The sequence below is a fragment of the Paenibacillus sp. FSL K6-1122 genome, from assembly GCF_037977015.1.
GTDB lineage: Bacteria > Bacillota > Bacilli > Paenibacillales > Paenibacillaceae > Paenibacillus > Paenibacillus amylolyticus.
Map to the genome: position 1 here is coordinate 5654240 of NZ_CP150272.1, position 20171 is coordinate 5674410.

Here is a 20171-nt window from a genome sequence, read left to right on the forward strand (position 1 = left end):
TTCCTCCTTTCACACTAATTCAGTGCAGCGTACAGTTCATTAACTTCTTTCACATAATCGTCTCCGCCGTTATTCTTCCACAGGGCAACAGCATCTTCGAATCCTTTCTCATCAATCTGACCTACGATATATTTGATCCGCGCATCGTTGATGATATTGTCCAGCTGCGGTCCTTTCTGAGCGTAAACATCAGAGATCAGCGGTTCGCCAGGATTGGCAATGACAATCTCTTCGTTGGCTTTCTGCACCTGTGCAACCTTTTCACGGACAGGTGTCTGTTGGACACGAAGCGTTCTGTCTTCCGGCACAAACATCAAAATCTGATTTAAACCCTGCAAGTCGCGGAGCGCAAGCTTGTCAGTGCTCGGTATGATGTAGTCTTCTTTTTTCTCATACTGCTTGCCTTCCAGTCCGTTGTACAACAATGCCTGCAATTCCTGTTCATTCAGCTGATCCAGAAAACTCAGTACCTTCTTCAGGTCTTCTTCCGTTTTGACACTGCTTTTGGAGATCGCAATCAGGCCGGAGTAGCCGGACGTTGGCATATCACGCAATCCCTTTGGACCTTCCATCGCTTGCAGCACATCCACGCGTCCCGTCGCATTGGGGTCTTTATCGAGTATTTTCTGATCCATCCGCTGCGCATTATCTGCTACATCCACCATGACACCGGCTTGCCCATTCACAAATGGATCAGGAAGTTTCGTTGCATCCATCACGGCAAAGTCCTTGTTCACCAGACCTTCGCTATAGATTTGCCGGAAAAATTTCAGGGCTTCCATGTATTCTGGTGTCTCATGCGCCGGGATCAGGCCTCCGCTGCCATCATCTCCCCATTTGTTGGGCGCACCGAACCATACCTGCATGTTATCCCACGGGCCCGTGAATTTGCTGGCAACCAGACCGTACGTATCATCCTTGCCGTTACCGTCCGGATCATCCTTCGTGAAAGCTTTTAATACATTGTAAAATTCATCAATCGTCTTTGGCTCTTCCAGCCCCAGATTCTCCAGCCAATCTTTGCGGATTGTAACCCCGTTACGTCCCAGGGCCCGTGCCCGGTAGATCCCATAGGTTTTGCCATCGATTGATGCATTGTTGGTGATGATTTCATTCAGTTGACTCAGATTCGGATAATCTTTCAGATAAGGACCAAGCTCCCAGAATGCTCCGGTTCGGGCCGCATTAATAAAACTTGGGGACTTCCCTAACACCACCATAATCTGAGGCAGCTTTCCCGAGGCCAGTGTGATGTTGAATTTGTCTTCATACGAGCTGCTCGGCACCCACTGCAGGTTCACATCCACCTTGGTCAGTTCTTCAAGCTTCTGGATGACCGGGCTGTTCTCCGGCGGATTCTCCGCTTCGAAGTTCGGAAGCATAATGGTAATCTGATCGGTGCCACCCGCAGCGGTTCCTGAACTTTCTTTGTCCGTGGAGCATGCTCCTAAGATCGTACTAAGTACCAGTGACGCAGAGAGTAACAGTGCACCTTTTTTGAATCCCGTTTTTTGTCCCATACGTTCTCCCCCTTGGCTTTAGCCTTTGATTGAACCTAACATGACACCTTTGGCAAAATGCTTCTGCAAAAACGGATACACCAGCAAAATCGGAATGGTACCTACAACGATCACCGCCATTTTGATTGACTGCTCTGGTGGCTGCACAAAATTGGGGTCCATATTAGCCATATCTCCGACACTGGCTTGCGAAAGTAACACGATCTGTCTCAGCATGACTTGCAGCGGCCATTTGTCACTGTCGGAAATGTACAGAAGTGCCGAGAAAAAATTGTTCCAGTGGCCTACGGCGTAGAACAAGGCAAACGTGGCAATGACTGGCTTTGATAAAGGCAGAACAATTCGCCACAGCACCCCGAGATCTGAACAGCCGTCGATGCGGGCCGCTTCCTCCAGCCCGGGCGGCATTTGCTGAAAAAAGTTTTTGACAACTATTAAGTTAAAAGCGCTGATCGCCCCAGGAAGCATAAGGGCCCAGTAAGAATCGAGCAGTCCCAGTCCACGAATGACGAGGTACGTTGGAATCATGCCACCACCAAATAACATCGAGAAAATCACCATGTTCATCATGACGTTACGACCCCAGAAGTCACTTCTGGATAGTGGATAGGCCATCGTTAGAGTGAAGAACAGATTGACTAGTGTACCTGCCACCGTGATGAAAATGGAAACACCAATGCTGCGAAAGATCGTGGACGATGAAAAGATATACTCATACGCGCTGAAGGAAAACACCTTCGGAATGAGGAAAAAACTGCGTTCGGTGATCTCGGCTTCTGTTGCGAAAGAATTCCCTATAATATACAGGAACGGAAGGACGGTTAATATGCCCAGAATCCCCAGCATGACGTAATTGAAGATATCAAATACCTTGCCGGCAGGGCTGTTGTATAGACGGCTGTTCATGGGCGCTCCTCCTTAATAAATTCCGGGATGGCCGAATTTTTTCGCAAGTTTATTACTGCCAAGCACCAGAATAATCCCCACCACAGACTTGAATAGTCCCACAGCGGTACTGTAACTGAATGCACCTTGCGTGATCCCCACCGTATACACATACGTATCAAAGACGTCTGCGACATCCCGGTTGAGGGAGTTGGTCATCAGATAGATCTGCTCAAATCCGGTATCGAGGAAGTTCCCCAATCTGAGAATGAGCAAAATGACTATAGTCGTACGAATGGCTGGAAGTGTAATATGCCACATCCGCCGTAATCGTCCGGCGCCATCCACAATGGAGGCTTCATATTGTTCCGTATCGACACCTGCGAGGGCTGCCAAGAAGATGATTGTGCCCCACCCCATCTCCTTCCACATCATCTGTACAATAACGAGCGGACGGAACGAACCCGGACTGGAGAGTACATCAATGGGCTTGCCCGTAATCCAGGCGATCAGATCGTATAACACGCCGCCTTGCGGGGTCAGGAACACATACGTGATACTGGCGATAATAACCATCGATACAAAATGGGGTACATAGACCAGTGTTTGAATCGTTCTTTTGAAGAAAGCGACCCGAATTTCATTTAATAACAAAGCGATAATGATCGGTGCCGGAAAAAAGAAGATGAGATCATACAGGGCAAGGACCAGCGTATTGCGTAATAGTCGGTAGAAGTCCGGATTGGAGAAAAAGTTCGTAAAGTTCTCTAGCCCCACCCAGTTACTCTCCCGGATGCCCAGGAAAGGCTGGTAGTCCTGAAAGGCAATGATGATCCCCCACATGGGCAAGTATTTAAAGATGACAAAGTACAAAAAGCCGGGAAGCACAAGCACATATAACCACTTGTTTCGTTTGATCTGCCTCTTCCAATTGGACTCTCGTCTCATGGGCCTTGTGGCCCTATCCGCTTGGGTGGTTGCAGTGCCGTTGGTATTCCAGTCCGTCTTCCCGTTCATCATGTCTCCCCTCCCTCAAAGATGTAAGCGTTATCAATTCATCTGTTATTCAGACTATACAGCCGATCTTTTTCCGGCAACCTTCATTTTTTGCATTGCTCCGGCTCATTGGCCGAAAAGCCCGCTATAACGCCATTTCCACAAGAAACTGAACATAACGTAGCAGGTAGAATTGCACATTTTTGCGGGTTTATCCTTCTTTGTATCACGGTAAAAAAAAGAAAAAACCAACATTCACTAAAGCTGAATGCCGGTCTGAAATGACAAAGATATAAAAGGTTATTGTCCGAACCATTGATCGCGATACTGACTCGGGGTAACTCCCTCCTGTTTCTTGAAGATCCGATTAAAATAACTGTGCTGATATCCCACAGCCGCTGCAACATCATTGATTTTCATCGTTGTCTCCCGTAACAATTGCTTCGCCGCATCCATTCTCACACGTGTCAGATAATCAATAAAATTGATGCCCGATACCTGTTTGAATGCCTTGCTCAGTGCATAAGGTGTCATCTGCTCCTCGTCAGCACAGTTTTCCAGCGAGATGTCGTTGCGGTAATGTGTATCGATGTACAACATCGTTCGTTCCACCACCAGTTTCAGCGGTTCCTGCGATCGTACCTCAACCTCTTGTATATAAGGTATGAGTACCTCATTCATCATCCATTGCTTCATCTGTACAGGTTCACGAATACCGGATAGTTGCTCATACATGTTGTAACCACCAAACAGCTTATAAGGTGTGACACCCGTTTGCAGCATCATGTGCTGAATACTGCCGAGCAATTGAAGCATCATTTGCTGAACTTGGAATTCGGTACTGCCCGTCCGCGTAATCTCACTCATGAATTGTTCCAGCACACGTTCCGCTTCGGTTTGTTTGCCCAGCCTGACCGCCTGTAACAATTCCCGTTCCAGCCCAAGCGGATAGGAAGCTGCTTCATTTCTGCGGAAACACGCCTCATCCTCCAGATCGAGAATCTGACTTCCTTCCTCCACACTGCGATAAGCCACGGCCTGTTCCATCTCGACGAATCGTCCGGGCAGTTCCTGAAGTGAAGCTGCCGGGCGACTGACCATCAAGGTCACCTTCATTTTGAGCGTACGTCCAATGACCTCCACCAGTTCCCGTCCCCATAACAGCGCTTGTGATTTCACAGGTTCGTCCTGGGGAGCAATCACAATCATGGCGGAAGACAAGTCATGAAAGTTCATGACACTGATCTGCCTGAAATAATTTTTCGCAACTTCCTGTGTAATATTCACTGCTGCAAAGGTGACTAATCCCGTGTCCTGGCTTCCAAATCTGCCTTGCAGCTGCTCGTACCCCGTAAAATACATCTGTACCAGCAAATACTGCTGGCCCTCCAACTCAAATCCGAGATGACGCATCCGCTGCTGAAGATCCTGCTCGTTATAGGCGTATAGATGCCCCTGCACAAGTTGTAAGACAAAACTGTCGCGCAGATGGGGAAGTTGCTCCTGCAATTGGCGATGTGCCGTGACACTGCGAGAGGTCAGTTCGTTCCACTGTTGCTCCAGCAGCTCAAACTCGTCCAGCTTGGCATCCGTTGGTGTTGTTTCGTTTCTGCCAGGCGTAAGCAGATGCAGCATCCGTGCTACAGGCGAATAGATGCGGCGGGAAGCAAACCAGGATAACAATAATCCCAGGATGAGACTGCCTGCACTCGCAATGACGATGATTTTGGATACCAGTTTGACTGGCGAAGTGACTGAGGTCAAAGGTGCTGCGGAGACGTAAGTCCAGTCTGAATCGATCCGACTCAATGAACCGTATGAGACAGAATAGGTCTGATCCTCATATCGGAACAGGAATGAGCGGCTGCCCGCATGTAGGGCTACTTCTTCTTTTAGCTGCTGCTCAAAAGCAGAAGTCTCTCCCGCCGTTCCCGGATTCCCGGTAACCAGTGTGTTTCCTTCCTGATCCATAAGGAACGTTAAACCTTCGTCATACGGAGTAAGCGTTTTCAATAAACTGGCGACTTTCTCGTTATCCAGCGTGATGATCAGTGCACCAAACGGATTAATGCTCTCCCCCGGTATCTTATGTACTAGAACAAGTGCATTGCCTGCATCCGTATGCAGTGGACTATCGTTGGTCGAAGGTTCGGTATCACTGTTGATGCTGGAAACCCAATCTGTCCAGTACACGTGGTTCCCCATGGAAAGGTATCGATCATAGGCTTGTACTTTGGCTTCATCGTTCAATTCGGTATAATCCCGATTAAACAAGATTGGCTTAGGCTCTTGTAAATACAGCTGTGCTGACTTGATCAGTGGATGAGAACCTTGTAATACGTATAAGGTAGTCACAATCTCCTGCGTTTCATTAAAATAATACACAAAATCCAGCGTTCGCAGTGCATTGCCAAACCTCGGTTCAAAAGCCCAATGGGATAAGTTCATCTCCAGATAAGCCAGCTGGTCATCCACATTGCGTGCCCGGTTCTCAATCTGGTTCTGGTGCATCTGATTGAACTCGGTTTCCATCCGGCCAACAACCTGTTGATACATGACGATACCTGTGATTAGTCCGGGAATGCTGGCAATGAGTAAAATAAGCATGAGGCTGTTTCGATAAAATCGTCCTTTATGCCTTCCAGCCTTCAAATCGGATAACCGCTTGAATCTGCCAAATATTCGATCGCTCCTAGTCGGTTCCATCGCTGCTCACCTGCCTGCTTGCATCGAGTCTGACTGTCATGGAAACTTTCTCAACTCCCCTGAGAATATATGGATGAAATCCTTTTCTTGTATTATACGCACAATCCTCAGGTGAATGAAACGATCTGTAACCGATCATTTTTTTAACCAATGTTTTATTAACATGACAAAATGGATTACAATGAGATATAGCAAACATGAAGGAGGCCTTTTTAATGAAAGAACAGACTTATTTTGAACAAAATAGAGAAAAACACCTGGCAGAACTGAATGAATGGTTGTCCATTCCAAGTATCTCTGCCATTTCAGAGCATAAAGAGGATATTAATCGTGCAGCACAATGGGCAGCAGATGCGCTCACACGTGCAGGCATGGAAAACGTAGAGGTCATTCAAACGGCTGGACATCCGATTGTCTATGCAGATCACCTGCATGCACCCGGCAAACCAACGGCTCTGATCTATGGACACTATGATGTACAACCTGTTGATCCGCTTAACCTGTGGGAGACACCTCCTTTTGAACCTACCGTTCGTGATGGCAAGCTGTATGCCCGTGGTGCAACGGATGACAAAGGACAGATCTTCCTACATATCAAGGCAGTAGAAGCCATTCTCGCCGAAAACAAAGAACTGCCAGTTAACATCAAGTTCTGCATTGAAGGCGAAGAGGAAATCTCCAGCCCGAACTTGCCCATCTATCTGAATGAACATACAGACAAGCTGCGTGCAGACATGATACTAATCTCGGATACGTCCTTGCTTGAAAAAGGTAAACCGGCGATCTCTACAGGCCTGCGCGGCCTTTGCTCGCTTCACGTAGATCTGAACACAGCCAATACCGACTTGCACTCCGGTTCATTTGGTGGTGGTGTACCTAACGCACTGCACGCACTCGTATCCCTGCTCGCTTCGTTGCATGATGAGCAAGGCCGTGTAAGTGTAGATGGTTTCTACGACGGCGTACTGCCACTGTCTCCTGAGATGAGAGAAGAATTTGTGAAACAAGGCTTCAATGAAGAACAGCTTCGTCAAGACCTTGGGCTGGAGCAATTGTACGGCGAAGAAGGTTACTCGTTCGTGGAACGTGTAGGCGCTCGTCCAACATTGGAACTCAACGGCGTATGGGGTGGTTTCCAGGGCGAAGGCAGCAAAACGGTTATTCCGAAGGAAGCTCATGCCAAAATTACGTGCCGTCTCGTGGCGGATCAAGATCCACAACATGTATTGGATCGTATCGAAGCACATCTGCGTGCTCACGTTCAACCAGGTGCAACGCTGCATGTGAAACAGATCGAGAAAGCTTTTGCTTTCAATACCGATCCTTCCAATCCAATTCTGCAAAAAGCAGCAGACGCGTATGAGCACGTGTATGGCGTTCGTGCCCTCTTTACCAAAGATGGCGGCTCCATTCCGATTGTTGAGAAGCTCTCACGTGTACTCAAAATCCCTGCTGTTATGATGGGTTTCGGCTTGCCGGATGAGAACCTGCATGCACCGAACGAGCACTTCAACCTGGAGAACTTTGATAAAGGGTTGTTGACGATTGTTCAGTTTTTGAAGAGTTTGTAAACATCGTGTTTAAAACCAGATCATGAGAGCGTGCTGAGTGGACGTTCCGGGGCCGAATCGTTCTTTAGATCGCTGTTATCCCCGGATTTCCTTGATTCCCTTTCTAAAGGGTGAAATCCGGGGATAAAGGCGAACGCTCCGCTTCTTCAGAATCGATTTCGTCCCCTTCACTACGTTGCAGCTTCTCGCATGACTGATTTTAGGATTGAGCTAACTATTGAATGGTTAGTGTAATTAAGAGAACAAAAGGACGGCCTTCGGGTCGTCTTTTTTGTTATTTATTTTGTTTCTTTGTTCTTTTTTTTGATTCTTTTTTTTGGTTCTTTGTTCTTTGTTCTTTGGTTCTTTGGTTCTTGTTTCTTGTTTCTTGTTTCTTGTTTCTTGTTTCTTGTTTCTTTGGTGAAATTGTAGTTTTTTTGATGGCTGCTTTTTATGATGGAGACGATGGAGGCTTACTTTTAAAAAGGTTAGTGTATTAGTGATAACAACATGGTAGCCCTATAGGCCGTTTCTTTGATTTTGTCGCGATCGTTACGTTGTAGCTTTATCATGGTGCTTTAGAGGGTTGGGTCTCACTTTGATGGGTTAGTGTGATAGATTACCTTAACGATGGGCTACTGAACACTTTTTCGATTTTTTTCTCTATAACTTCGTTATCATTGTTCCTATGACTGATTTTATAGACGAGGTCTCGGTTTTAATGGTTTAGTGTATGGGAGATAACATACGCGACCTTATAGTCTTTTTTGATTCGGTCTCCTTCACTAGGTTTCAGCTTTTACAGCGGTTGCTTTATTGTGACTGGTTTTAGAAGACGGCTAACTTTTAAGGGTTTTGATAGAGATAACTCAAGCGTTGGCCTTTGGAGGTTTGTTTGAATCGATTGATATTCAGTACTTAGAATGAACCTTATGGAGTATGATGTGGATCGGGTAACGAAGATGTTGATAGCTAAAGGGTTTTTGTGGATGGCAGGGTCTTTTGGGATTCCTGCGTTTTGACTTGCTTATGTTCAGCGACTTCGGCGCGGGACTTTTGCCATGAGTGTTTACCTGCTGTTGCGCCCCGGCAAGCTAATCCAAAATGATGAGGTGAATGTTGTGTCTACTTCTCACCTGACCAAAAATGCGCTGGCTCACTCGCTTAAATCACTGATGGAGCATACTCCATTGAACAAGATTACGGTCAAACATCTGGTGGAGAATTGCGGAGTGAACCGGCAAACCTTTTATTATCATTTTCAGGATATTTACGCGCTGCTTGGGTGGATCTATCAGACTGAAGCGGTGGAGAGTCTTACGGAGTACCGAAGCTACAGCACATGGACGGACGGATTCTATAAAATCTTTTGTTACATCGAGAACAACAAAACGTTCTGCTGCAACACACTCGACTCGCTCGGGCGTACCCATCTGGATGTATACCTCTATGAAGTAACCCATGATCTGATCATGGGTGTTATTGATGAACTCGCCTGCGGGATTAAGGTCCGCGGAGAAGACAAAGAGTTCGTTGCCAACTTCTATACTCTGGCCTTCACTGGGCTGATCATTCAATGGATGAGAGGCGATATGCAAGAACCGCCAAAACAGATTATTGAGAAGCTTAGTGAGCTAATCGAAGGCAATGTCCTGAGGGCACTGCACAGGTATGAGAACAAGCTGCCATCCACTTAAGGATGCGCGGCTTTTTTTCACATGTGATCTAAGCCTAGGTTTTAGACAATTTTCCAAAAGTGACCAAAAATTGGACACTCCCTTTCTTTTGATCATACCTTACGGAACCTGCAAGGTTTACATTAGGGATGTGATTACAGTAACTTTTGGAGGCGAATGATCGTGAAGAAAGAACATGGTAATAAACAGGTCTATTTTGTAGGCGGCGGCATTGCATCTTTGGCGGGTGCAGCTTATCTGGTTAGAGATTGTGACTTTCCCGGAGAACATATTCACATTATCGAAGAAATGTCGATTCTCGGCGGCAGCAATGACGGTGCTGGTAATCCCGATCAAGGATATATCATTCGTGGCGGACGGATGCTCAATGACGAGGCCTATGAGAATCTGTGGGAGTTGCTGGCTTCCATCCCTTCCATCGACCGTCCGGGCATATCTGTCCGACAGGAAATCACCGAATTTGACGATGCCAATCCCACACATTCCAATGCACGGCTCATTAACCGTGACGGCAAGGTCGAAGATGTGCTCTCCATGGGTTTTGATATGGCGGACCGGTTGGCGATGGGCAAACTGATTATTACTCCTGAAGACACGCTGGGTAAATTGCGAATCAACGACTGGTTTGGCCCTCATTTTTTCAAAACAAACTTCTGGTATATGTGGGCGACCACCTTCGCTTTCCAGCCTTGGCATAGCGCCGTGGAATTCAAAAGATACATGCTTCGCTTTTTTCACGAATTCCCAAGAATTCAGACACTGGAAGGCGTTACCCGTACACCCTTCAACCAATATGACTCGATCATCCTGCCATTGCATAACTACCTGGAGCCGTTTGGCGTAGATTTCACGCTGAAATGTACGGTTACCGATCTGGATTTCAAAGACGGAGACGGCATTACGGTAAGTCGGATGCATGTGCTCAGGGAAGGTGAAGAGGAAGTCATTGACATCCTCGAAGGTGATCTCGTCATTGTCACAAACGGTTCGATGACCGAAGGGGCCGATATCGGCTCCATGACTTCCGCACCGAAACTGAACGGCAAGGGCAGCTCATGGAAGCTGTGGGAGAACATTGCCGCCAAGAAACCGTTGCTGGGCAATCCTTCTTCATTTAATGATCATGTGGATGAGTCCAAATGGGAATCGTTTACGGTCACCTTCCAGGATTCGGTCTTCTTTGATCTGATGGAGAAATTCACACGGAACCGGGCAGGTACCGGTGCTCTGGTTACTTTCAAGGATTCCAGCTGGTTCATGTCTGTCGTTCTCGCCTTCCAGCCGCACTTCCGTGGTCAGCCGGAGCATGTCAACGTATTCTGGGGATACGGATTATCCCCGGATAACGTGGGCGATTACGTGAAGAAAAGAATGTGCGACTGTACAGGGGAAGAGATTATGCAGGAGTTGATCGGCCATCTTCATTTCCAGGAACATCAAGAGGACATCATGGCTACCGCCAACTGCATTCCTTGCATGATGCCATACATTACAGCGCAATTCATGCCTAGACTAAACAGCGACAGACCGAAGGTTGTACCTGAAGGCTCCACCAACCTGGCCTTCATCAGCCAATTCTGCGAGATTCCCGATGACGTGGTATTCACAGAAGAATATTCGGTCCGAGCAGCACGAATCGCGGTATACACTTTACTTGGAGAAAATCGTCCAATCGAGCCGATCAACCAGTATCAGTATGATGTCCGGACGCTGTTCAGCAGTTTTGTGACTTCGTTTAGATGACCACTTTTCATGAGGATTCAGACATTAGATGAATGAAGGAATGTTGGATGGATCTGTGGATGGAGATAGATCTTTGGAGATATCTATAGAATTCGGTGAGTAACTTTGTGATCTTTAGGAAGCTTTGTTATCTTAATTCTACGGATAGTGCCAAGTTAGTAAGATATGAGTTACTACATGAGTTAGCTTCAGAAGCTTGCATCCCCGTTGAACGAGTTAATGAGTGAATATGGTTGTTGCTGAACTGATTAGTCGTTGTATAAAGAAAATAGAGAGAGTTCCGTCAGCTATGACAGGACTCTCTCTTTCGTTTACTCGTGTACTATCTAAGTCCAACCCATAGCTTTCATCGAGATTGCCAACTGTCGTCTAAAGAACCTCACAAGCCTTATTACTTGAAATTTCGCAGGTTTGAAAATCTAACGAATCGTAGACACTTTATTTGTGCTGTAAGCATATTTGGGTAGCAGAATATCACTAAATTGTACTAAATAGCGTGTCTGAGATTCGTTACATTTTGTATGACAGCAAAATCATTGGAATAAGGCTTCACAGATTCGTTAGCGCTACGCGGTCTACGGAGAAAACTACTTATGAGAATGGAATCGTAGTGAAATGTTGTTTTCGAGATCCTAGTCCATTCTTTCTTGAAGCCTAACTTATTACTCTTCCATGTTACTCACGTATACTCTTGTAGTGTTCTTATTATTCTTGGTGTTTATTTTAATTTTTTCGTTGATACTCATCGCTTATGAGTGCCACATATTATACTCTTCCTACTCACGCTGCTTATTACAGCCTACATATCACACTTCGCTTAAGTGCGGAAAGTCGTAAATTTCAGCATGTGCACTAGCTTGGATAAATGTACGATCTCCTGCTGGACTCCAGAGGTGTCCGTACCTGCCATTGCCTGATTTGCTCGCAGCGTTCTACGTGTATTCAGCATACCCTCGATCAGTTTCATGACTGTGTTGCGTCCACGATGATCGACAATCATATACTTTTTGCGTGAATCCAGCTCTACCCATACGATGTTGCTGAATGATGTGAACAAATGCCTGCGGTACAGCTCCATATCTGTCTCATTGTAATGCTCACCATAAAAGGCATAATATCCGTGTATGTGCAACTTCTCCGCCAACACTGTGATGAACGGATCATGTTCGAGCATAGCGTTACGTTCCATGTTTCACGCCTCCGTTATGCGTGATCCGCAGATCCCGTCTTTTTGAGATCTATTTTAACATATTGCGCACGGTGTTGCCTCTACACAGATAAAAGCCAAGTTTTAACTCCGAAGACTGATGCATCACAAATGAGAGTTATTAGCACGATACTAATTTTCTAAATCTAATATGACTCGCCGATCCGTCTGCCCTTCACCCACACACCCTCAATATCCAGCTCCGCATTCAGCAAAACGATATCTGCCTGTTTTCCTTGAGCCAGGGAACCTGTCCGGTGATCAATGCCGAGCAGACGTGCAGGGGTTAGACTTGCTGCCCGTGAAGCAGCCTTCAGACTCAAGCCCACTTCCTGCACCAGGTAACGGAAACCGCGAATCATCGTCAGCGTGCTTCCCGCCAGTGCGCCGCCGTCCTTCAGTCTGGCCTCCCCATGCTTCACGATTACGGGTAGATCGCCGATCTTGTATTCCCCATCATCCAGTCCCGCAGCAGACATGGCATCCGTGATCAACACGAGTTGATCATCATGTTGCTTCAGCTGAGCCAGGATCGAGATCGCCGCAGGATGCACGTGAATGCCGTCGGCAATCACCTCGGCACTGATACGTGGATCACTCAGCACGGCTCCGGCAGCACCCGGTAGCCGGTGATGTAGCGGTGTCATGGCATTAAACGTATGTACCGCATGATGAAGTCCGGCTTCCACTGCCCGCTCCACCTCTTCATAGGTCGCATCCGTGTGACCGAGTGCCGCTGTAATCCGCTGTTCACGTAGCCACGAGATGACCTCCAGCGCACCTTCACGTTCCGGTGCCAACGTAACTTGACGGATCAGGCCAGGATATTGCTTCTCCCACGCTTCGAGCCAGGATACATCAGGCAGTATGATATGTTCCGGATTTTGCGCGCCAGGCCATTTCGGACTAAAAAACGGACCTTCCAGGTGCACGCCCTCAAGCTGTGCATAGGGCATTTCACCGGAACGATAGCGGTCCACTTCAGCAAGTACGTTATCCAGTCGCTCTTTCGGAGCCGTCATGGAAGTGGCAAGCATCGCTGTTGTGCCCTGCATACTATGGAAAGAAGTGATCTTGTCCAACACCTCCGGGCTTGCGTCCATAAAGTCTTCTCCGTTCCCACCATGCACATGGATATCAATGAATCCAGGCACAATGAGACCACGTTCCGGTACTGACAGCGGCAAAGCCTCGCTTCGAATCCGTTCAGGAAGACCTTCCGGTATCCCAGCATAAAGGATTTCCCCATCCCTCCAGGCTATTACACCGTCTTCCAGTATTTCATCTGCAAGGAGCAGCTTGCCCCGAAGAAGAGAAATATTATCATCACGCTGGCTCCCAGGTTCATGGCTATTCGCTCCGGTCATCTCACCAGCCTCCCTGCTGCACGGTCCAGCAATACCACCACATTTGGATGACATTGCAAAAGCGATGCAGGACAGGCCGTTGTGATTGGCCCCATGAAAGCTTCGCGAATAATCTCGGCTTTTTCCTCGCCACGGGCAATGAGCAGAATCTGTTTGGCTTTCAAAATGGTACCAACACCCATTGTAATCGCCTGAGCCGGAACTTCATCAATGCTGTCAAAGAAGCGTGCGTTTGCCTTTCGCGTCTCGTCTTTCAGATCCACGACATGTGTTCGTCCTGTAAGTTCAGTTCCCGGTTCATTGAAGCCAATATGACCATTATGTCCGATGCCCAGCAGTTGAAGGTCTACCGGTCCACGATCGTCCAGCCGTTGTTCATAGGAATTACATTCCTGTTCCAGATCTGCAGCCTGACCATCAGGCACTTGCGTTCTAGCAATATCTACATCGATATGATTGAATAATTGTTCATTCATAAAACTACGGTAACTTTCACGATGTTCTGTTGGAAGTCCAACATACTCATCCAGATTAAAAGAAGAAGCCTGTGAAAAGCTGACAAGCCCCTTCTGATATAACGTGATAAGCTGTTTATATATGCCTACAGGAGAACTTCCTGTAGCAAGCCCCAATACAGCCCGTGGTTTGGTCTGCAACAAGCTGGCAATGAGGCCAGCACCTGTGGCGTTCAAATCTTCTTCATTTTCAAAAATGCGTATATTCATCTTCATCTGTCAGGCACCTCCGTTGTGTTGGACTCGATAAGATTGCACATTGTGATAGGATTGTTCCAGTCTGGGGATAAAACGGTCGAAGTCGGCACTTACCATGCCTGTGAACAAAATATCGACCACATGCAGTAGCGCAATACGTGAAGCCATATCTCCACGCCTCATGCCTTCTTCCAGAGAAGAGGTGAATAGTGGGATATCGGATACAGTTGCAAGCTTGTTACTGCCATAGGAAGTCAGTGAAATCGTAGAAGCTCCGGCCTGTTTGGCACAATGCAGGGCATCGATGGTTTCTGGTGTTTCGCCTGAATAGGATACGGCCATCGCAACATCTCCCTCTGCGAGCGAAGATGCGGATGTAATCTGCATGTGTGAGTCGGAGAAAGCGGTACAGCTCTTGCCGATCCGCACCAGTTTCTGATAGAAATCCTGTGTAACAATCGACGAGGTCGCCACACCATACAGATCGATGCGGCGAGCCTGGCACAATAATTGCACTGCTTGCTCCAATCTGCCCAAATCCAGCAAACGGGTGGTATCTGCAATCGACGCGAGGTGGTTGGCTTCGATAGCTTCAACAATTTTGGATAGGGAATTGCCCGCTACAATATCCTGATACGCCGTTTCATCAGATGCGTGGGACAATTCTGCGGCGAGTTTCATTTTGAAATCGGGAAAACCTTTGAAATGAAACGACTTGCAAAAGCGGGTCACCGTCGCCGCACTAGTGCCACTCTGTTCTGCCAGATGACTAATCGTCCAGCTGGGAATGTTCGATGGAGATTGCATAATGACTTCGGCAATACGTCGCTCCTGAGACGGAAGGTTATTCAGTTCTTGCTGCAACGCACGTAATATGGCTGCCATGAGGACCTCACTTCATGAAAATTATTTTTATTTATTTTTAGTAAATTAAGAAAATCATTTTTATAACTTCATTCTAATCAAGACGATCCTGCAAATCAAGAGGTATTTCCCATGGCTTTTGCAATATCAAAAAAAGGAGCAATTCAATGAATCAAAGACAACGGAGAAAGTACATTCCTTCCACCTGGATTATAGCTACCAAACAAACAGAAGCACATGCCTATTATGCCCTCTATGCTATTGACTGGAAACGCGGAGGTCGGCTGAGTTGGGAGGGCTGGAATCAGCTCGAAGACCTGCTGCAATTTCATATTCCGATCAAACGAAAAGCCGGAGGCCGGAAAACTTCTTCCCAGCCTGCCGCCAAAATAGCAAAAAGAGCGCTCCATCTTCATCTGAACGAAGCGCAATTCGAGGAATTGGAGCAGCTCTTTTATCAGCCAGTTTCGAAGAAAAGATGGAGGAGTTTCATTCAAATGAATAGGAATCTATAAGTGATAAATTATTATGGAGCGGTTGTTTCATTTTTTCACGTAAAACAAAAAAGCCTCTTCCCTTCTTTGAATGAAAGAATAGGAAAGACTTTCGCGGTACAACGATTCAATTCATTTTGATTCAAGTTAACTCGTTCTAATTGATGCCATCATATCGTTTTAAAAACTTGCTGAGTAAGCTGGGGTTTGTCATTTGATGAACCGATTGATTCTCAATCTCCTCCGCCAGATCGTCATCTGTGAGAGAAACGAAGAACGTAATATCTGCTTTGGTTTGTCCATATCGGGCGAAAACGTCATCTGCTGTCTCATTCACAACTTTCGCAATGATTCGAATGATCTCATCTTTATACTTCTGGACATCTTCTGTTGCATACAACAATCGGCTGATATGATTAAAGTGCGTCTCCTCGCCATATTGATATTCGGAGCAGCCCCATCTGTAATAGATCTCGTCCTGCTCGCTGTCGCACAACCCCTGTTCCTTCATATTGGTAATATGCCTAGTCAGGGATTCCTCTGTATTTACCGCCATGAACAGCGTTATCCAATCACTGTCTGTTCCAAATACACAAGCATATACTTTCTCCAGCTCTACTTTTGCCAGCGTTTGTTCCAGATCGGGTAGAAAACCCGCTCGAAATTTATTTTCAAATTCACTTAAAAAGCGATCCACTCAGCTCATCCTTTCATTACTATTATAAGTTGAAATACGGAGTAGTTACACTTGCCACTTCGCTGACAGAATAACCTTCTGATCACTGTTATCCCCAGATTTTTTGAATCATTTTTTATAAGGGTGAACATCTGGGGATAAAGGCGAACGCTCCGCTTCTTCAGGTCATTTCTGTCCTCTACGTTCTAGTGTAACTGTGTTGTCTAACTCATGGAAATATGTTTTAAGAACCCATTCGTCCGTTCAAACCATTGTTTCAATTCTACTGCCTTATCTTCATATATGTAATCATTATGGTCTACTAAAAAATGAAAACAAGCGATGCTACGTTTCGGATCTTCCCTCCATTTATTGTTAACTCCCTTATTTTATGGTCCATTGCAGCAAAAAAGCCTTGCCCCATTCTTCATGACAAAGAATAGAGAAAGGCTTTCATGCTGCTACTTAATCCTAACTGTAATCCGCAACTAAATCTTAAGCTCTTGTTGAATTTCTGCATCACATTCGTGATGGGATTTGAAGTACGCTGAGATATATCAACTTAAATGTATCAAATCTCAAAATAGTCTAAATAAAACTTTTTAATCTGATATCCCAGTTCATCTTCGACAAGTGATTTCACAAATTTTTTTCTTAGAATCTCCTTATTACTCGAGCTACTAAGTATCTTTTTAATTTCATCTTCACTAAGGTATGGAAACCAATCTAAATTGAATTTCTGAAAATCGAAATTATTCTCTTGTATCACTAGATCATAAAAATCATCAGTCCCAATAAACTTAGTGAAAGGATCTTTATTATTTATTTTGTTATGCCGTAAAAGTAGAACCAGGACCCCCAATTCGCTTATTAACGGATCAGGATAACTCTTCATCGAACTGTTTTCAACTTTATTTTTCGTTTGTTGTATTTTTAAAAACAGTTTTCCTTCAAAATGCTCAGTTGAATGTAAAACACCAGCCTCACAAGCTGCGCCATATATTTTAACTTCAAAGTTCTGTAATAAGAACTCTTCTAAAATGAGTTTTACTGACTTCTGATCTACTGGTCCCATAAATCTATATAGTGGAATTAGAACTTGAAGTAATATACTGCGCTTATTATTTGATAGATTGCCATGTTCAATTGAGATGATTAACTTTTCAATATCTAATTCAATACTAAAATTCTCATACTCACTCTGGTCAATAAGATTGATTAGTCCTTGAATATAATTGTTATTATTGAGCGCATCAAGTTCGAATCCTCCTTGATGACCGTTATGCTTATAATCTAATAACTTGTTGATAAAAGCTATAGTTAACTTTGCGATTAACGGTGATTCTAATTTATCATTTTGCTTCTGATCATATAAGAATTTTAATAATGTGAAATAAATATCATGCTCAACATATCCCGAACTTAACAACCTTAGCATATCATCGATTAACTCATTTAAATCTTGTGGATCAATCTTAATCTTACCAAATAAACATAACATATTTTTAAGAATCTCTCTCAAACCAATAGTATAATCAATTTCTAAATAGCTTGTTATTAAATTCGAGAATAACCCCTTTAAATGGATACTTGGAAATGATATCTCAATTTCATTTATATCATATTCTTCAAATATTTCATTTAGTTTTTTACAATCTAAATATTTCATTATTATAATGACATCTTTGCGGGAAAAACTATGATTCGGTAATCTATGAAGGAAAAATCCAGAAAAAAGAGAGTCTTGAGTTGTTTGGACCTCCGATTTTACTTTGACTGAATAAGTACTGAGGAGCGATTTTATATAAGAATAGTAGTATTCCTTCACTTCTGAATATTGATCCACCATAATAAAATTATTGTGTGTGTAATCAAAAAACTCATGTACATGACTTACCATATTATTAACTGATGTAGAATTGGGACTATCAAATCTGGTATTTAAGTCTTTTGTTACTTTTTCAGTTAACTCTTTAATACGAAGTAGTTGTTGTGAAACGTACCCTTGTTCTTGCAATAAATCGTGAATAAATTTAACTTTATCTTTATCTTTTTGAGCTAGCATCTCATATACATCATTTATTTTAAGGTTCGAATGTTCATATGTCTCAATAATCTTAGTAATTTGTTCAATAAAAACACTTTCTCCTAAGTCATTCAATGTAATTACAGTTTGAACACCAGTGTTATGTTTAAGTTTTCTAATTAGATATCTCTTGTTGAATTCAATAATATAGAGTAAGATAAAATCTTTATTTCGATACGATTCTAATGAAATTTTCTCAAGGATTTCAAATGCAGAAACAAATTGATTGACCAAATACTTAGCATATGCTCTCATTAGTTCATTAATAATTTTATTCTCGAAGTCATTAATCATTTTATAATCTTGTTTAGCTACAAGATTAACTGAAAAATAATCATTCAATAGAATATCTTTAATAATCCGGGGTTCATTATTGTATGAAAAATCAAAAGTAAAACTTTGCTTTCCAACACTCATCTCTGACAGTCTTGTTTTTGCGAACGTAAATTTTATAAAGTCATATTTCCGTTTTATTTCCCAATCTTGTTGTTCATAAGACTGTTTTATAGTGTTTAAATGTTCTAAAAGATCACTATGATAGGTTTCATCTTTAGAGGGAAATAATTTTAAATTCCCACCTTTTTCTATAAAGTAATTATCTATATCAAATAGATTTACCAGATCTTTGACTCTTATTGTGTTCAAGCTATTAAAAGCTTGAAGCTTTTCATAACAAGAATCTAGAGGATTTTGATCTGACTCTTTATATTGAAAAATGTAGTCTAAAATTTTAACAACATTCTTCCCTTGGGAGGATTTTAGCTCAGGAAATTCTTTATCTAAATATTTGTTTGGAATGTCAAATTTATCAATTACATTCACACCGAGATTCCTAAAATACTCTTTTTCCACTAATAATCTAGAATTATCTGAAGAATCAACTAAATATGCCTTCTGAAAATGCTCACCTAAGATACCCTGCACATTTTTCATTATTAACTTCAGATCATAATCTTGAAGTGAGTAACCTACAAAAAGTACAGTGTTGTTGATAAAAATTGATTTAATATAAGATTCTATCAACTTGAAATTTGTAGAATAATTTAAATAATCATCTTCTTTTAGTACAATATTTTTTCTCTTTAAGTCCCCGTGCATTTTAATAAGCATTCTTCCGTTTGATGAATAGGGAAGATCAATATCCTCTTTAACAGTATCATAGAACATAAAATGTTTCTCAATTGCTTGCTCAATTAAATTATCATAGTTTGTTGTTATTATATGTCTGGGTTTAAACCTTAAAATATAATCATGTAATAAATTAGGAGACACTGACGTATCAAAAATTTCCATTATCTTTTTAAAATATTCATTCTTACCTCTCTGGTTGTAGAAATATTGAGGGATTTTTAGAAAATCATCTGAGTTTACCTCTCTATTAATACCTAAACCTACAGCAAATTCTTTTATGAGCCCCATCCAACTTGGTAAATTAGAATTTGCTGAAATACCAGCCCCTACAAACAATACAAGATGATCTCTGCTCATTGCTTCCAATATCGCTTCTATATCTAAATTCTTTTTAAATATCATTGATTATCACCTCTATTTATATCAGTCTTATAAAGAGATAGATTAATGCGTTTAGATTTCATTTACTTTACAATTGTACCATGAAATTGAAACCTCCGCGCTTACTTCCTATACCCTTAAACAACTATGTTATA

The 20171-nt window shown here is 43.6% G+C and carries 14 protein-coding genes; 4 read left to right on the top strand and 10 right to left on the bottom strand.

What is annotated here, in order from left to right; genetic code table 11:
• Nucleotides 1–14: 14 nt before the first annotated feature.
• From NSQ20_RS25330 to NSQ20_RS25345, 4 genes are all read right to left on the bottom strand, one after another.
• Nucleotides 15–1520 (bottom strand): extracellular solute-binding protein, encoded by a 1506-nt coding sequence (locus NSQ20_RS25330; RefSeq protein WP_340031105.1) that lies wholly within the window; start codon nt 1518–1520, stop codon nt 15–17.
• An 18-nt stretch (nt 1521–1538) separates the two neighbouring features.
• Complete coding sequence (locus tag NSQ20_RS25335; RefSeq protein WP_017692544.1) at nt 1539–2426, bottom strand: carbohydrate ABC transporter permease; 888 nt, start codon at nt 2424–2426, stop codon at nt 1539–1541.
• Nucleotides 2427–2438: 12 nt separating this feature from the next.
• Nucleotides 2439–3353, bottom strand: coding sequence for a sugar ABC transporter permease (locus NSQ20_RS25340; protein ID WP_340033061.1), 915 nt, complete (start codon nt 3351–3353; stop codon nt 2439–2441).
• A 348-nt stretch (nt 3354–3701) separates the two neighbouring features.
• Nucleotides 3702–6107, bottom strand: a complete 2406-nt coding sequence (locus NSQ20_RS25345; RefSeq protein ID WP_340031106.1) for an AraC family transcriptional regulator — start codon at nt 6105–6107, stop codon at nt 3702–3704.
• Nucleotides 6108–6322: 215 nt separating this feature from the next.
• Here NSQ20_RS25345 and NSQ20_RS25350 point away from each other — a divergent pair, with 215 nt between their 5' ends.
• The 3 genes from NSQ20_RS25350 (at nt 6323) to NSQ20_RS25360 (ending at nt 11097) form a co-directional block, all read left to right on the top strand.
• Complete coding sequence (locus tag NSQ20_RS25350; protein ID WP_340031108.1) at nt 6323–7678, top strand: dipeptidase; 1356 nt, start codon at nt 6323–6325, stop codon at nt 7676–7678.
• A gap of 1100 nt (nt 7679–8778) precedes the next feature.
• Nucleotides 8779–9354, top strand: coding sequence for a TetR-like C-terminal domain-containing protein (locus NSQ20_RS25355; protein WP_338706926.1), 576 nt, complete (start codon nt 8779–8781; stop codon nt 9352–9354).
• A 156-nt stretch (nt 9355–9510) separates the two neighbouring features.
• Complete coding sequence (locus NSQ20_RS25360; RefSeq protein ID WP_340031109.1) at nt 9511–11097, top strand: oleate hydratase; 1587 nt, start codon at nt 9511–9513, stop codon at nt 11095–11097.
• An 817-nt stretch (nt 11098–11914) separates the two neighbouring features.
• Here the strand turns inward: NSQ20_RS25360 and NSQ20_RS25365 are convergent.
• From NSQ20_RS25365 to NSQ20_RS25380, 4 genes are all read right to left on the bottom strand, one after another.
• Entirely contained in the window at nt 11915–12286 is a 372-nt protein-coding gene (locus NSQ20_RS25365) for a hypothetical protein (protein WP_339284117.1), read from the bottom strand.
• 164 nt (nt 12287–12450) lie between these two features.
• Nucleotides 12451–13671 (bottom strand): N-acetylglucosamine-6-phosphate deacetylase, encoded by a 1221-nt coding sequence (gene nagA, locus NSQ20_RS25370; RefSeq protein WP_340031110.1) that lies wholly within the window; start codon nt 13669–13671, stop codon nt 12451–12453.
• Nucleotides 13668–14396: a glucosamine-6-phosphate deaminase gene (gene nagB, locus NSQ20_RS25375; RefSeq protein WP_100527779.1), complete on the bottom strand. Its 729-nt coding sequence runs from the start codon at nt 14394–14396 to the stop codon at nt 13668–13670. The genes nagA and nagB overlap by 4 nt, the downstream gene beginning before the upstream one ends.
• 9 nt (nt 14397–14405) lie before the next feature.
• The gene (locus NSQ20_RS25380) at nt 14406–15269 is read right to left on the bottom strand and encodes a MurR/RpiR family transcriptional regulator (RefSeq protein WP_340031112.1); all 864 of its coding nucleotides are present in this window, start codon (nt 15267–15269) and stop codon (nt 14406–14408) included.
• Nucleotides 15270–15415: 146 nt separating this feature from the next.
• Here NSQ20_RS25380 and NSQ20_RS25385 point away from each other — a divergent pair, with 146 nt between their 5' ends.
• On the top strand, nt 15416–15763 hold the full coding sequence (locus NSQ20_RS25385; protein ID WP_237177823.1) for a hypothetical protein: 348 nt from the start codon (nt 15416–15418) through the stop codon (nt 15761–15763).
• Nucleotides 15764–15899: 136 nt separating this feature from the next.
• Here the strand turns inward: NSQ20_RS25385 and NSQ20_RS25390 are convergent, their stop codons facing one another.
• Complete coding sequence (locus tag NSQ20_RS25390) at nt 15900–16439, bottom strand: DUF4303 domain-containing protein (RefSeq protein WP_340031113.1); 540 nt, start codon at nt 16437–16439, stop codon at nt 15900–15902.
• 550 nt (nt 16440–16989) lie between these two features.
• The gene (locus tag NSQ20_RS25395) at nt 16990–20037 is read right to left on the bottom strand and encodes an SIR2 family protein (protein ID WP_340031114.1); all 3048 of its coding nucleotides are present in this window, start codon (nt 20035–20037) and stop codon (nt 16990–16992) included.
• Nucleotides 20038–20171 lie beyond the last annotated feature (134 nt).